This is a genomic window from Reyranella sp. (genome assembly GCF_965229815.1).
In the GTDB taxonomy this organism is placed as follows: Bacteria; Pseudomonadota; Alphaproteobacteria; order Reyranellales; family Reyranellaceae; genus Reyranella.
This window is the reverse complement of sequence record NZ_CBDDJN010000006.1, coordinates 1,574,223-1,587,458: the sequence shown is the minus strand read 5'-3', so window position 1 is coordinate 1,587,458 and position 13,236 is coordinate 1,574,223. Positions and strand designations below refer to the sequence as shown.

Below are 13,236 nucleotides of genomic sequence, written 5' to 3'. Positions count from 1 at the left end.
CTCAAGAATCCAGGAGATCGCGCACCCGGGCGGCCAGCGCGGTGGCGCTGAACGGTTTGACCAGCAATTCCACGCCCCGGTCCAGCCGTCCATGATGGACGATGGCATTGCGGGCGTAGCCGGTCGTGAACAGGACCTTCAGCGCAGGGCGCAACGCGCCCGCTCGCGCCGCGAGCTCGGCGCCGGTCATACTGTTCGGCAAAACAACATCGGTGAACAAGAGATCGAGCCGGTCCGCCGTTTCGAGGGTCCTGAGCGCCGTCGGCCCATCGCCGGCCTCGATCACACGATATCCGAGATCCCGCAAGGTCTGGACGGATTGGGCGCGGACGTCCGCATCGTCCTCGACCACCAGGATCGTCTCTTCCGGCGATCCCGCCGGCATCGGCGGCTCTGCTGCAGCCGACGCTTCCTCTGTCCGTCCATGGAAGCGAGGCAGATAGAGCCGGACCGTCGTTCCCTGGTCCGGCTCGGAATAGAGCGTGACGTGGCCTCCGGACTGGCGGACGAAGCCATAGACCTGGCTGAGGCCGAGTCCGGTACCCTGGCCCACCGGCTTCGTCGTGAAGAAAGGCTCGAAGGCCTTGCCGATCGTCTCGGAGGTCATGCCCACTCCGGTATCCGACACCGAGATCGTCACGTACTGTCCCGGCGCGACGTCCGGGTGAGAGGCGGCATAGGCGCGGTCGACCTCGACATTTGCGGTCTCGATCGTGAGGCGGCCGCCCTCGGGCATGGCATCGCGCGCGTTGACACAGAGATTGAGGATCGCGCCTTCCAGTTCGGTGGGGTCGACCTCAACCGTCCAGCCTCCGGCCGCCACAACAACTTCGACCGCGATCGTCTCGCCCAGCGTGCGCTGGATCATCTCCGACATGCCGTTGACCAGGAGGTTGACGGTGAGCGGTTTGGGGGCCAGGGGCTGGCGGCGAGCGAACGCCAGCAGGCGCTGCGTCAGCGACGCGGCCCGGCGCGCGCCGGTCATCGCATTCGCGGCGGCCCGTGCGAGCCGGCTCGACTCGGGCGGCAGTTCGCGCAGCAGGGTTTCCAGGCTGCCCATGATGATCTGCAGCAGGTTGTTGAAGTCGTGGGCCACACCACCGGTAAGCTGCCCGATCGCTTCCATCTTTTGCGCCTGGCGGAGCGCCTCCTCGTGCGTTCGCAGCTGTTCGGTGCGTTGGCGGACCTCTGCCTCGAGAGTGGCATTGAGCTGCCGCAGCGCTTCCTCGGCACGGCGTCGATCGCGGATTTCCGCCTCATTGGCCTGGCGCAGGCGCGCATTGTCTATGGCGACCGCGGCTTCGGCGGCGAGCCCGAGCAGAAACCCCTCCGACTGCTCGTTGAAGATCGCGGGCTCGGCATGGCCAAAAAACAGGCCGCCGATCACCCCGCCCGACCGGCTGATGACCGGAACCGCCAGATAGCTGCGCACGGGCAAATGCCCCTCGGGCATTCCCTGGCGCGGAGCATTCTGGCCATAGCGGGGATCCTGCGTAATGTCGTCGGACCGCACGATACCCTCGCCGCCGAATGTCGGCGCGAACACCGCCGTGTTGCGCGGCATCGGGAAACCCGCGAAGGCCTCGCGAGGTGCGCCCGAGAGGGTGTAGAGCATGTAGCTCTCGCCGGCATCACTCAGCACATTGTAGAAGAAGGCCCCGAACTGTGCGCCGATGAGCTCCACGCCGGCATCCGTGACGATCTGGACAAGCCGCTCGAGGTCGTGCTCGATCGCCAGGGCGGAGCCCGCCTTGTTCAGGATCTCCAGCCGGTGGCGATGTGTTCGGAGCGCTTCCTCGGCCTGTCGCCGCTGGGTGCGATCCCGAACGATCTTGATGAAGCCGACGATCGCCGAGCCATCCTCGCGGATCGGGGCGACCTCGCCCGTTGCCCAGAAGAGAGTTCCATCCTTTCGACGGCGCCATCCTTCGTCGCCGCCTCCGCGGCCGGTGGCGACGGCATCGGCCATCTCCCGGGCAATGCGCCCGGGGCCGTCCTCCCCGGGGAAAAGAATCTCCAGAGTCCGACCGAGCATCTCGGCCTCGGTCCAGCCAAGGATTAGCTGCGCCCCGGCGTTCCAGCTTGTTACCCGTCCTTCGGGATCGGTGCTGATGATGGCCGTGTCCGTCGCCCCGTTAACGATCTGTCGCCACTGCGAGGCGGTAATGGTTTCCGGCAGGGGAGGACGTTGAGGCATGCCAAATCGTAGCAGGGATTTGCGCTTGGGTTCTCAGTCTCGTTCCTTCCACTAGACGCACGATAAGGGGCCGCGGTCGGAAGAGCAGCGGCTTGGCAACGCAGGTCCAATCAATCTCGTTGCAGGCCTCGCTTCTTGAACGAACGATTTTGCGCCGCGAATGCGATCACATGACGAATCGTCGCCGGTCATCGCAATGCAATGAGTTCCAGTCCGGCGAATCCGGCCAAGTTGGCCAGGTCGATGCCGATCAGAAGTGCCGCACCGATCCCGATCAATCCCCTAGTCCACCCGGGGAATGCAAGGATGCCGTTCGGGGGGACTGCCACGGATAGGTCACAAGCGATCCTGTCCACTCAGAATGCGCCGGCGACCGCCTCGATAAGACCGAAGAGCACAATGGCGCAAAGGCCGAGCAAGAGGGCGATCGGAGGCAAGTCGATGGGGAGTGGGGGGCGGACGGGCCAGTCGTCGCGGCGTTCTCCGTCGTATCGCGTCCGATCGCTCATGGTGATCTCCTGATCGGTGCGCTTCTGTGCAGCGATCCTCGTCCCGACGTCGGCGGCTGCATTGCTCGGAACGAATGCGCGAAACGCTGGATGGTTGCGCCCCGGGGCTGGCAGCCAGACGGGCTTCAAACCCGGGGAAACTTGCGGTCGAGCTCGGCAATCGTCCGTTCGCCCTCTGGCCCCAGCTGTCGCAGGATGGCGTCGAGCTTCGCTTCCTTTCGCTCGTCTCCCTCCCGAGACTGGGGGGAACCCAGGTAGAGAAAGAACGCGAGACCACCGACCTGCCACAGCAATTGCAGGAATTCGGACTGCCAGTTCTCGAGAGTGTCCCGCATCATCAGGACGAGATAGGCGCCGATGCGGATGGCCTGACCGTGGGACGTCTGCTCGTCGACATAGGCGAACCAGCCGAACAACCAGTGGCCCACGAGGGCGAACAGGAACAGACCGATCGTGATCCAGGCATAGGCGTAGGCGCGCCAAAGGGACATGCCATGTTTCATCGCCATCTCTCCAGCACCAGGGAAGACGTCGTCGCTTCGACCTGGTGGCCGAAGCGCTCGCGGTAGAGCTTCAGCAGGGCGTCGTGGGTGCCGTCGCGCGTGCTGCACAACGCGTCGGTCGGGAGCACGATCCGGAAGCCTAGGTCGATCGCTGCCATGACCGTGGCCAGGACGCAGACATCGGTTTCCCCGCCCGTCACGATCAGCGTGTCGACCCCGCGTCGCCGCAGCGCAGCGGCGAGGCCCGTCCGGCTGAACGCCGAGTTGGCGGGCTTGTCGAGCAGTCGGGCGGGAGGGACCAGCCGCGCCAGCGAGGGCACGAGGTCCAGCAGCGCCGGTTCCAGCCTTTCGCGGGTCATGTTGGGCCAGGCGCCGTAGAAGTCGCGCCACGCGCCGAGAGCCTCGGCCGGCGTGGATGGCGGCACGAAGCGCGTGAAGATGGTCTGCCGCGCGTGCCGGCCGGCAATCTCCTCGATGGCCGGCAGCACCGTCTTCAGCCAGGGCACCTGCCACGGCGTCTCCTCCGCGAACAAGCGCTGCAGGTCGATGCAGAGATGGCGGGTTCCCGGGCCGAGGGGGAAGGGGCGGGTCGGCTGTCCCATGGACGGCGTAACGGTCGAGCCGCCGCTCGGCTGCCAGCACGCTGCCGGGGTCCGTGCGCCTGGCAGGGGTGCGACCGCGCTCGATGTTCCCGCGAGAGGTGCCTGCGCTGGTGTCGGGAACGCCGGATTGGGCGCGCCGTTTGAGCGCCATCGAAACCCACCCAGAGGAATCAATCATGCCTGCGAAGATGGATGCGGTCGCCCTGTTGAAGGCCGATCACCGCAAGGTCGAAGACCTGTTCGAGAAGTTCGAGAAGGCCAGAAGCGCGGATCGCAAGCGCGACTTGGCGCACGAGATCTGCACCGAGCTGTCAGTCCATGCCACGATCGAGGAGGAGATCTTCTATCCCTCCTGCAAGGGCAAGATCGAGGACGAGGACCTGCTGGAGGAATCGTACGTCGAGCACGACGGCGCGAAGGTGCTGATCGCCGAGATCGCGCAGGGCAGCCCCGACGACGCGTTCTACGATGCCAAGGTCACCGTCCTGTCGGAGATGATCAAGCATCACGTCGAGGAGGAGGAGAAGCGCGCAGAGGGGCTGTTCGCGCAGGCGCGCGACGCCGGCCTCGACGTCGACGCGCTGGGGGAGCGCCTGGTGGCGCGCAAGCAGGAGCTTCTGGCCGAATTCGAGAAGGCTCTCCCGCCGCCCCAGACCCGCAGCTTCACCGGTCATAAGCTGGTCCAGAGCCAGCCCGTCGACGGGGCTCGTTGAGGTTCCCCGCACCAGGGCGGCTCACCGTCGGCGTGACTGAGCGGGCGGGCGACGGTACGCCGTCGCTCGCTCGGCGCGAGATATGTCAGGAATCCGGGTCGCCCTGCGGGTTCAACAAGTGATCACGGCTGAGGAAAGGGCGAGGGCAGCGCGGCGGCGGCGATCTCGCCGGCCCCGCGATGCCGCGGAGGCCGGTCGTCAGGTGAAGCGATCTGGATCGTCGCGGGACGCCAAGTGGCCGCACCGGCCACGACAGGACTTCATCGTTAAGCTCGTGCAGGGCCCCGGTCACGAGCCGGTCAGGGCTGCCCCGCGCCTCCGGATGCGCCATAGATCTGGCCGGTCGCATAGCTGGCGTCTGCTGCGGCAAGCTGAACGTAGATCGACGCCAGCTCGACAGGTTGCCCGGGGCGTCCGAACGGCGTGTGCCCGCCGAACGTTTCGAGCTTTTCCATCGTGGCGCCGCCGCTCACCTGCAGCGGGGTCCAGATGGGCCCGGGCGCGACTCCATTGACCCGGATGCCGCGCGACGCCAGCTGCTTGGCGAGCGACTTCACGTAGTTCATGGTCGCCGCCTTCGTCTGCGCGTAGTCGTAGAGCTGCGGCGAGGGGTCGTAGGCCTGCTCGGAGGTGGTGGCGATGATCGCGGCGCCGGGCTGGAGGAGCGGCAGGGCGGCCCGGAGAATCCAGAACGGCGCATAGATGTTGGTCTTCATCGTCGCGTCGAACTCTTCCAGGGAGATGTCGAGGATCGACTCCCGGGTCTGCTGGCGCGCGGCGTTGTTGACGACGATGTCGAGGCCGCCCAGCCCGCTCGCGGCGCGCTCCACCAGACTCCGGCAGAAGCCCTCGTCACGCAGGTCGCCAGGCACCGCGACGGCGACGCGCTTCTCGGCGCGGATTAGGTCGATGACCTCGGCGGCATCCGGCTCCTCGGTCGGAAAGTAGTTGATGGCCACGTCCGCGCCTTCACGCGCGAAGGCAATGGCCGCGGCACGGCCCATCCCGGAATCGCCGCCGGTGATCAGCGCCTTGCGGCCGGTCAGGCGACCCGAGCCGCGATAGCTGGTCTCGCCGTGATCGGGCCGCGGTTCCATATTGCCGCCGAGCCCCGGCCAGGGCTGCGACTGGCGAGCGAACGGTGGGCGCGGATATTTGCTCGTCGGATCGTCCATCGCGAGGCTCCGGTGAAGAGGAGGGAATCGCCGCGGCGTCGCTGAAGAGACCAGCAGGCGACAGTCGAGAAACCAACGCTGGCACCCGGTGCGCGCTACACGCGGCCCGTGAAAAGCAGGGAGCGCAACCGGTCGCCACGCGTGTCGTTGACCGCGAATCACGGCACTGGAGGGAGGAGTCGATGCCACGCGGCGACAAGTCGAAGTACACCGACAAGCAGGAACGCAAGGCCGATCACATCGCCGAAGGCTACGAGAAGCGCGGCGTTTCCGAGAAGGAAGCCAAGCGCCGGGCCTGGGCGACCGTCAACAAGGACGATGGTGGCGGCAAGAAGAAGGGCGGATCAGGGCGAGGTACCCAGACCGGGCATCCGGCCGCGCACAAGGGAGGCCGAAAGGGTGGCACTGCCTCGGCGCGGCGTTCGGCCGCCAGCCGCTCGGCCTCGGCGAAGAAGGCAGCGGCCACACGCAAGCGCAACGCCAGGCGTCGCGCGAGCTGAGCTCCCGGGGCTCTTCCGCTACGACGTGCCGTCGGCCGAGAAAGGGTCTCGAGCTGCCAGGGTCAGCAGGGCGGCACGATCATCACGGCAATGCCGTTGGCGATCACGGCGACGATCGAGAGGCCAGCCAGCCAGCGCATCACCGACATCAGGAACCGCCGCTCCTGCTCCGACCTGCTCCCGAAGAAGAACGTCTCGAAGCGCGCCGGAATGGCCAGCGGCAGCGAGGCGAGCAGGAGGGCGATTGCCGTCGCCAGGGCGAAGACCGGAATGAGCGGCGTGAGCGGCCCGTTGGTGCGTCCAGCGGCCGCGCAGACGGAGGAGTGCGTGCCGTAGAGAACCGCCAGGTGGATCAGCCAGACCAGCGGCCCGAACAGCAGGGCAAGGGTGGCGCGCATCAGGCGACGAGCCTCGGGAAGCCGTGCACCAGCGCGAGCCCGAGCAAGGTTTGCCCGGCGGCGTAGTAGCCGAGCAGCGCCGTGTAGTCGAAGCTGTTGCGGCATTCGCGATCGGTGCGGCCCACGACCAGTCGGGCTGCGGTGAACAGGCCCATGAGCACGACGACGACGGCGACCTGCGCGGCCAGCAGGCCGGCGAGATAGACCATCGCACCGTAGGCGGTGTCCTGCGGCCTCAGCCCCGCCTGCCAATGGCCCTCGATCTCCACCGTCACGGCGGCCACGAGGGAGGCGCAGCCGATTGCGATGCTCAGCAGCGACGGCAGGCCTGCGCGCGTCCCCGGTGCGGGCAACCAGCGGTCTCCGGCCCGGAAGGCGACCACGGCCATGATGCACAGGGCGGCGGACAGCAGGGGCCGGCCCGGCCCCGGAAGCGCCGGTGACCCTCCGGCCGGCCAGACCTCGGGGGACACGGTCCAGACATAGAGATAGGAGAAGAAATAGGACAGGTAGAGCGAGCCGGCGACCAGCATCAGGACGACCATTGCCCACCAGCCGTGCGACTGGGGGCCCGTCATGTAGGTCGGCAGCCGGAGCCCGGCGCCGACGTCCACGCGTCCCTTGGCCGGCCCGGGATCGAGGGGCCACAGCCACACTATGGCGAAGACGATCGCCAGAACGGCCGCGGCGACCGCCGGGAGCACGACCTTGATCGTGAGCAGCAGGAAGCAGGCGGCGGTGAACACCGCGGTCAGGACCTGGGGCCAGCCGGCGCCGGGCATCTGCAGCACGTATTGCGGTTCCGCCTCCACCGCACTGGTAACCAGGGTCTCGCGGCCGCCTGTCGGCGCGTCGGGCAGATAGTGGGCGCCGGCCGCCACCTCGGCCGCGAGCTCCGGCCGATCCCACAGCGGATCGCGGCCGGTGACGTGGGGAATGCTGCGCGTCGAATAGACGTCGCCCGGCAACCATTCGAGCGTTCCCGCATCCCAGGTGTTGCCCGCCCCCCGATCGGAAAGGCGGAAGTTGCAGGCGAGATCGACGAGGAAGACCAGCACGCCGGCGGCGAGAACGAAGGAGCCGACGGTCGACAGCAGGTTGAGATCGTCCCATCCCAGCCCGGACGGATAGGTCCATACGCGCCTCGGCATGCCCGCCAGGCCGGTGATGTGCATCGGGAAGAAGGCGACGTTGAAGCCCACGAACATGAGGCCGAACGACCATCGGCCGAGGCGCTCGGACAACGGCTTGCGGCTGAGCATGGGGGCCCAGTAGTAGAACGTCGCGAAGAGCGGGAAGACCATGCCGCCCACCAGCACGTAATGGAGATGGGCGACGACGAAGTACGTGTCGTGCACCTGGAAGTCGATGGGCACCATCGCCACCATCACGCCTGTCAGGCCGCCCACGACGAAGATGAACAGGAAGCCCAGGATGAAGAGCGACGGCGTCGTGATCCGCCAGCGCGTCCGGCCCGCCGCCATGGTGGCGATCCAGCTGAAGACCTGGATGCCCGACGGGATCGCCACCGCCATGCTCGCGGCGGAAAAGAACGCCAGGCTCAGTCCCGGTATGCCCGTGGTGAACATGTGATGCACCCAGAGCCCGAAGCTGAAGAAGCCCGTGGCGATCAGGGCAACGACGATCAGCCGGTAGCCGACCAGCGGCGTGCGCGCGAAGGTCGGCACCATCATGGAGACGAGCCCTGCCGCGGGCAGGAAGATGATGTAGACCTCCGGATGGCCGAAGAACCAGAAGAGGTGCTGCCATAGCAGCGGATCGCCACCGCGCGCGGCGGTGAAGAACGGCCAGCCGAACGCGCGTTCGATTTCGAGCAGCATGGTGGCGAGAATGACGGCCGGAAAGGCGAACACGATCATCGCCGCGAAGACCAGCATCGACCAGGCGAAGATCGGCATCTTCGAGAGGGTCATGCCGGGCGGTCGCGTGCGCAGCACGCCGATCACGATCTCGATCGCGCCGGCTATTGCCGAGATCTCGATGAAACCGATCCCGAGCAGCCAGAAGTCGGCATTGTCGCCGGGCTGGTACTCGGTCAGCGTGAGCGGCGGATACATGAACCAGCCGCCGGCCGGCGCGAGGTCGTAGAGGATCGTCGAGAAGAAGACCAGGCCGCCGATGATGTACGCCCAGATGGCGAAGGCACTGAGTCGCGGGAAGGGCAGGTCGCGGGCTGCCAGCATCTGGGGCAGCAGCATGACGCCCAGCGCCTCCATGGCCGGCACGGCGAAGAGGAACATCATCGTCGTGCCGTGGACGGTGAACATCTGGTTGTAGAGTTCCTGGCCGATGAACTGCCCGTCCGGTTGCGCCAGCTGCAGCCGCATCAGCAGCGCCAGGATGCCGGCGAGCACGAAGAACAGCAGCGCCGCCCCCAGGTAGATCAGGCCGATGACGGTGTTGTTGACGGCGCTGGGGAGGCGCCATCCTGTCGGCGTCGCCCAGATGCGCAGCAGTTCCTCTTCCTCGCCGGGCGGACGGGGCGTCTTGCTGATGGGGAGCGCGGGGTCGGGCATCGCACTCACCTGAGGAAGTAGAGGACAACGAGCCCGGCGAGATAGGTCACCAGGACGCCGATGGAATCGATGCCCATGCGCAGCACGGCCCGGTCGCGACGCTCCGCGACTCCCGCCACGAACATCATCGTGGTCGTAATGCCGATGACGGCGGCGAAGGTCGAGAAGCGGCCGGCGCTGTTGAGCACCGGCTCGCCGCCGGCCACCGCATCGATCACGAACAGCAGCGCCACGTCGAAGAGATTGGTGCCGAAGATGTCCGAGACCGCCATGGTGTAGAGACCCGAGCGGACCGCTGTCAGCACGGTGCTGACCTCCGGCAGCGAGGTGGCGATGGCCACCAGGACGGCCCCGATGAAACTCTCGCCCAGGCCGGTCTGCGTCGCGATGGCGTCGCCGGTGCGGGAAAGGACGTAGCCCGCGACGATGATGGCGGCCGACGCGATGACGGCGCGGACGATGGTCGAACCGAGGCCGCGCGACGCCTGGCGCTCCGCTTCTTGCTTCGCCCGACGCTTCTCCTGCCCTTCGAGATCCTCGTCGTCTACGACACGCCAGGGCCTTCTCGTGCTGGTGCTGCTCAGGGTCCACATCGCGAAAAGGAAGAGGGCGAGCAGCAGCCACATCCACAGGCCGATGCCGAGAAACGCCACATCGCCCACCACGATGGCGCTGGCCACGACCGACAGAAGGAAGACCTTCAAGGCGCCTTGCAGGAAGACCACGGGATTCGGGACCACCGCCGTCAGCGCTCTCTTCCCGATCGCCACGTCGGCAATGGCAAGAATCGCCACCTGCATGGCCACGCCGCCCAGCACGCTGTTGACGGCGAGCGTGGCTTGACCGTGCGCGGCCGCCGAAACCGCCACCGCGACCTCGGGCAGCGACGTCACGCCGCCCAGCAGCAGCATGCCAACCAGGGCCTGGCCGATGCCGGTCCTCACGCTGATCACGTTGGCGTAGCGGGTGATGTGGACGCCGGCCACCCAGACGACGGCTGCCGCAGCGGCGAAGATGGCAAGGTTGGCGGCCAGACCCAGGCTGTTGAAGTCGATCATCCCGCCCTCACCGAAGTCCATCCAGGTAACCTGCGAGCACGCCGAGTTCGCGGTCCGTCAGCATGCGGTAGGGCGGCATGCGGCTGCCCGGCTTGACGTGGCGGCTGTCCCGGATCCAGCTCGCGAAGGCTTCGGGATCGTTGCGCAGCGCCGCCGCCGCGAGTGTCGGCCGGCTGCCGACGTGCGTGAGATCGGGGCCGACCGTGCCGACGGCCGATTCAAGGCCCCGAATGGTGTGGCAGGCGCCGCATCCCGAGCGGACGAAGAGCGCGGCGCCTTCGCCCTCGGTGACGGCGGCCGGCTCGGCCTGTGCCTCGAGCCAGGCGTCGAACCCGACCCGGTCCCGTGCGGTGACGTGGAAGGCCATGAGCGCGTGCGCGCCGCCGCAGTATTCCGCGCACTGGCCGCGGCTCACGCCGGGCTGCGTGGCCTGCAGCACGAGCCGGTTCGAGCGGCCGGGAATCATGTCCACCTTGCCGGCGAGACTGGGCACCCAGAAACTGTGAATGACGTCGGCCGATTCGAGGGTCAGCGCGACCTGCTCCCCGACCGGGATCACGAGCTCGTTGGCGGTTTCCAGCCGGGTCCCGTCGGCCAGGTGATAGACGACCCTCCACCACCATTGCTCGCCGACGACGGTCGCTCGCACGACCGCGTCGGACGTCCGGGGCGATATCCGGGAGGTCATGGCCGACAGCCCGTAGGCCAGCAGCATCAGCAGCGACACGATCGGAAACACCAGGCCGGCGCCGATCACGAAGCGACGGGCGGACAGGAGGTTCCGCACCCGATCTCCCCCCGCGATCGCCAGCAGCGTCGCCGCGCAGACGCCGACCAGGACGACACCCGTGAACGTCGTCGTTGTCCAGAAGAGCCTTCCGATCTCGCCCGCCTCCGCCCCGCGCGGTGCCAGGGCGGCCTGCTCGCCCGAGCAACCCAGCAGGAGCGCGGGCAGGCAGGACATCGGGCCGAGCCGCCTCATGGCGTCCGTCCCGGCATTGCGGAGAGGTAGGCGCCGACCGCGGCCATGTCGTCGTCGCTCAGGCGCTGTGCCACCGCCCGCATGATCGACCCGTAGGTCGGCGTGTCGCGCGTGCCGTCGCGGAAGAGGCGCAACTGCTGCTCGATGTAGTCCGCCGTCAGGCCGAGTATCTTCGGGAAGGCGGGGTTGTGCGCCTGGAGGTGGCAGGCCAGGCAGGCCGGCACCCGTTTCTCGGGAAGCCCGCGTCGCGCCATGATCTCGCCGCGCCGAAGAATGCCGGCGTCGGTGGCCGGTGCCGGTGCCGGACGCCTCGGTGCCGGGGCGCCGGCATAGGCCGCCGCGAGCTCGCGCATCTCCAGTTCGTCGAGCATGCCTGCAATGAGCTGCATGTAGCCGCTCGGCCGCCGGTCTTCGGCGTAGTCCTGCAGCGAGCGGAGGAGGTAGGCCTGGTTCTGGCCGCTGAGCTGCGGGACGATGGCGATCGGCGGGTCCTCTCCCGGCGCACCGTGACAGCGGGCGCAGACCTGCAGCCCGACCGTTTGAGCCCCCAGCGCCGGCCGAGCGGCCGGTCGCCCCTCGGCCGGGCCGGCCATCCGTCGATAGGCCGCCGCATCGAGATCGGGCATACGGGTCAGGAAGGCGACCATCGGCCAGACCTCGTCGCGCCTGCTCGGCGCGAGCCAGGAAGGCATGCCCGTGTACTTCTGGCCGTTCAGGACGATCCAGTAGAGCTGCCGGGGAGTCCATGCCGATGCGGCCTCGGCAAACGACGGAGGCGACGGAATCATCGCGTCCTGGATCTTGCTCGGCGGGCGGCCCGGCGCGCCATGGCAGCCCGCGCAGCCCAGCTCGTAATGCACGGCGCCGAGCCGCAACGCGCCCTCCGAAACGGGCGGAGGCGTGCCGACAGCGAGACTGTGCGTGCGGATCGATTGCCGCCGCACGACCTCGAGCAGCCAGGTCGTGACGTCGAGATGCTCGCGCGACGCCGATACGTTGTAGAGGCCCGACAGGACGAAGATGGTCGCGCCCACGAGAAACAGCGCCGTGGCGGCGATGCCGCCGACCAGGATCTGCCGCACCGAGAGGCCGAAGAGCCTAGGCAATCCTGGCGCCCTCGTCCTGCTGTGTAGCCAGCTCGGAGCGAGTCAGCCAGCGCGTCGCGACGACCACGGCGGCCACGAGATAACTGAGGGGGCAGGCGATCAGCATCATGAGCCCGGCGAGCTGCTGATCGGCCAGCGGATCGAATGCTGCCCCGGTGTGGTGCGTCATCGCCGGGTAGATTGCGCGTGTCGCAAACGTCAGGAGAACGCCCAGCAGGCAGAAGAGCTTGCTCGTGATCAGAAGGGCGGCGATGGCACGCCAGGGGCAGGATGCCGCCGCACCCACGATTGTCCGCCAGAACCACACCGCGCTTGCCATCAGCGAAAGCTGCATCGTGAGATGCAAGGCCGGCGATTCCATTGCGGCCGTCAAGACAGGAGGCGTGTGCCATCCCCACAGGAGCAGTAGTTGCACGATCGTCGGCGCCAACGGGTCGGAGACTCCGGCCGGGAAGGGAAGCGATGCGCGCGTCATCCAAAGGGCAGCCGCGGGTGCAAGCAGGTTCATCAGCAGGATGTGCGCGCCCATCGCGGTGCTCAGGTGCCCAAGGCCGGCGAGAATGGCGTCCATGTGCTCGTGCATCGGGCTTCCCGGTTCGACGCGGTTTCGGCTGTGGAGAAGTCTGGCGAATGCATGGGGTCGTGCGCGGCGAAACGGAACTCCACGGGAACCCCAAGAATGCGACAAACCCCGCGGGTGCCTACCGAAACGCCTCGGTATGGGTGCGGTTGCTGCATTTCGTCAAAAAAGCGCCTCTGGTTGGCAACCTCTGCTCGGTCGGCTTCCTCCAAGCATTCGGGGAAGTCCCATGGGCGGGACGGGGCGACCGCCCGGGGGGCCGGAGGCAGTCGGTCCACATGCCGATCGGCCGACTCGCGGATTCGGCTGATGTCGCGGCCGCCGCAGGCTTGCGCGCCCCGGCAGACGCAAGCCTCGGGACCGCCACGCAACATGG

12 protein-coding genes are annotated in these 13,236 nt (G+C 67.7%); 2 read left to right on the top strand and 10 right to left on the bottom strand.

Annotation, left to right across the window (positions count from 1 at the left end; all coding sequences use genetic code 11):
- Position 1: 1 nt before the first annotated feature.
- From ACO073_RS18905 to ACO073_RS18895, 3 genes are all read right to left on the bottom strand, one after another.
- A complete protein-coding gene (locus tag ACO073_RS18905) occupies positions 2 to 2,197 on the bottom strand; it encodes an ATP-binding protein (RefSeq protein WP_421999291.1) in 2,196 nt (731 codons plus the stop codon).
- A 634-nt stretch (positions 2,198 to 2,831) separates the two neighbouring features.
- Complete coding sequence (locus tag ACO073_RS18900; protein ID WP_421999289.1) at positions 2,832 to 3,197, bottom strand: DUF6766 family protein; 366 nt, start codon at positions 3,195 to 3,197, stop codon at positions 2,832 to 2,834.
- Between the two features lie 8 nt (positions 3,198 to 3,205).
- Entirely contained in the window at positions 3,206 to 3,811 is a 606-nt protein-coding gene (locus tag ACO073_RS18895) for a cysteine hydrolase family protein (protein WP_421999287.1), read from the bottom strand.
- A gap of 98 nt (positions 3,812 to 3,909) precedes the next feature.
- On the opposite strand from ACO073_RS18895, the gene ACO073_RS18890 reads away from it, so the two are divergent.
- Positions 3,910 to 4,524 (top strand): hemerythrin domain-containing protein, encoded by a 615-nt coding sequence (locus tag ACO073_RS18890; protein WP_421999285.1) that lies wholly within the window; start codon positions 3,910 to 3,912, stop codon positions 4,522 to 4,524.
- A gap of 299 nt (positions 4,525 to 4,823) precedes the next feature.
- Here ACO073_RS18890 and ACO073_RS18885 read toward each other — a convergent pair whose 3' ends face one another.
- On the bottom strand, positions 4,824 to 5,699 hold the full coding sequence (locus ACO073_RS18885) for an SDR family oxidoreductase (RefSeq protein WP_421999283.1): 876 nt from the start codon (positions 5,697 to 5,699) through the stop codon (positions 4,824 to 4,826).
- Positions 5,700 to 5,881: 182 nt separating this feature from the next.
- Between ACO073_RS18885 and ACO073_RS18880 the strand changes: the two genes are divergently transcribed.
- Positions 5,882 to 6,199: a plasmid stabilization protein gene (locus tag ACO073_RS18880; RefSeq protein WP_421999281.1), complete on the top strand. Its 318-nt coding sequence runs from the start codon at positions 5,882 to 5,884 to the stop codon at positions 6,197 to 6,199.
- 62 nt (positions 6,200 to 6,261) lie between these two features.
- On the opposite strand, the gene ACO073_RS18875 is transcribed toward ACO073_RS18880, so the two are convergent.
- Genes ACO073_RS18875 through ACO073_RS18850 form a run of 6 tightly spaced genes read right to left on the bottom strand, consistent with a single transcriptional unit; the run spans position 6,262 to position 12,851 of the window.
- The gene (locus tag ACO073_RS18875) at positions 6,262 to 6,597 is read right to left on the bottom strand and encodes a hypothetical protein (RefSeq protein ID WP_421999279.1); all 336 of its coding nucleotides are present in this window, start codon (positions 6,595 to 6,597) and stop codon (positions 6,262 to 6,264) included.
- Entirely contained in the window at positions 6,597 to 9,134 is a 2,538-nt protein-coding gene (gene ctaD / locus ACO073_RS18870) for a cytochrome c oxidase subunit I (RefSeq protein WP_421999277.1), read from the bottom strand. The genes ACO073_RS18875 and ctaD overlap by 1 nt, the downstream gene beginning before the upstream one ends.
- A gap of 5 nt (positions 9,135 to 9,139) precedes the next feature.
- Complete coding sequence (locus ACO073_RS18865) at positions 9,140 to 10,213, bottom strand: sodium:calcium antiporter (RefSeq protein WP_421999275.1); 1,074 nt, start codon at positions 10,211 to 10,213, stop codon at positions 9,140 to 9,142.
- Positions 10,200 to 11,174: a cytochrome c oxidase subunit II gene (locus tag ACO073_RS18860; protein WP_421999274.1), complete on the bottom strand. Its 975-nt coding sequence runs from the start codon at positions 11,172 to 11,174 to the stop codon at positions 10,200 to 10,202. Before ACO073_RS18860 ends, ACO073_RS18865 begins: the two co-directional genes overlap by 14 nt.
- The gene (locus ACO073_RS18855) at positions 11,171 to 12,280 is read right to left on the bottom strand and encodes a c-type cytochrome (RefSeq protein WP_421999272.1); all 1,110 of its coding nucleotides are present in this window, start codon (positions 12,278 to 12,280) and stop codon (positions 11,171 to 11,173) included. The genes ACO073_RS18860 and ACO073_RS18855 overlap by 4 nt, the downstream gene beginning before the upstream one ends.
- Positions 12,273 to 12,851 carry a cytochrome c oxidase assembly protein gene (locus ACO073_RS18850; RefSeq protein WP_421999270.1) on the bottom strand — a complete coding sequence of 193 codons (579 nt, stop codon included), beginning with the start codon at positions 12,849 to 12,851 and terminating at the stop codon, positions 12,273 to 12,275. The genes ACO073_RS18855 and ACO073_RS18850 overlap by 8 nt, the downstream gene beginning before the upstream one ends.
- Positions 12,852 to 13,236 lie beyond the last annotated feature (385 nt).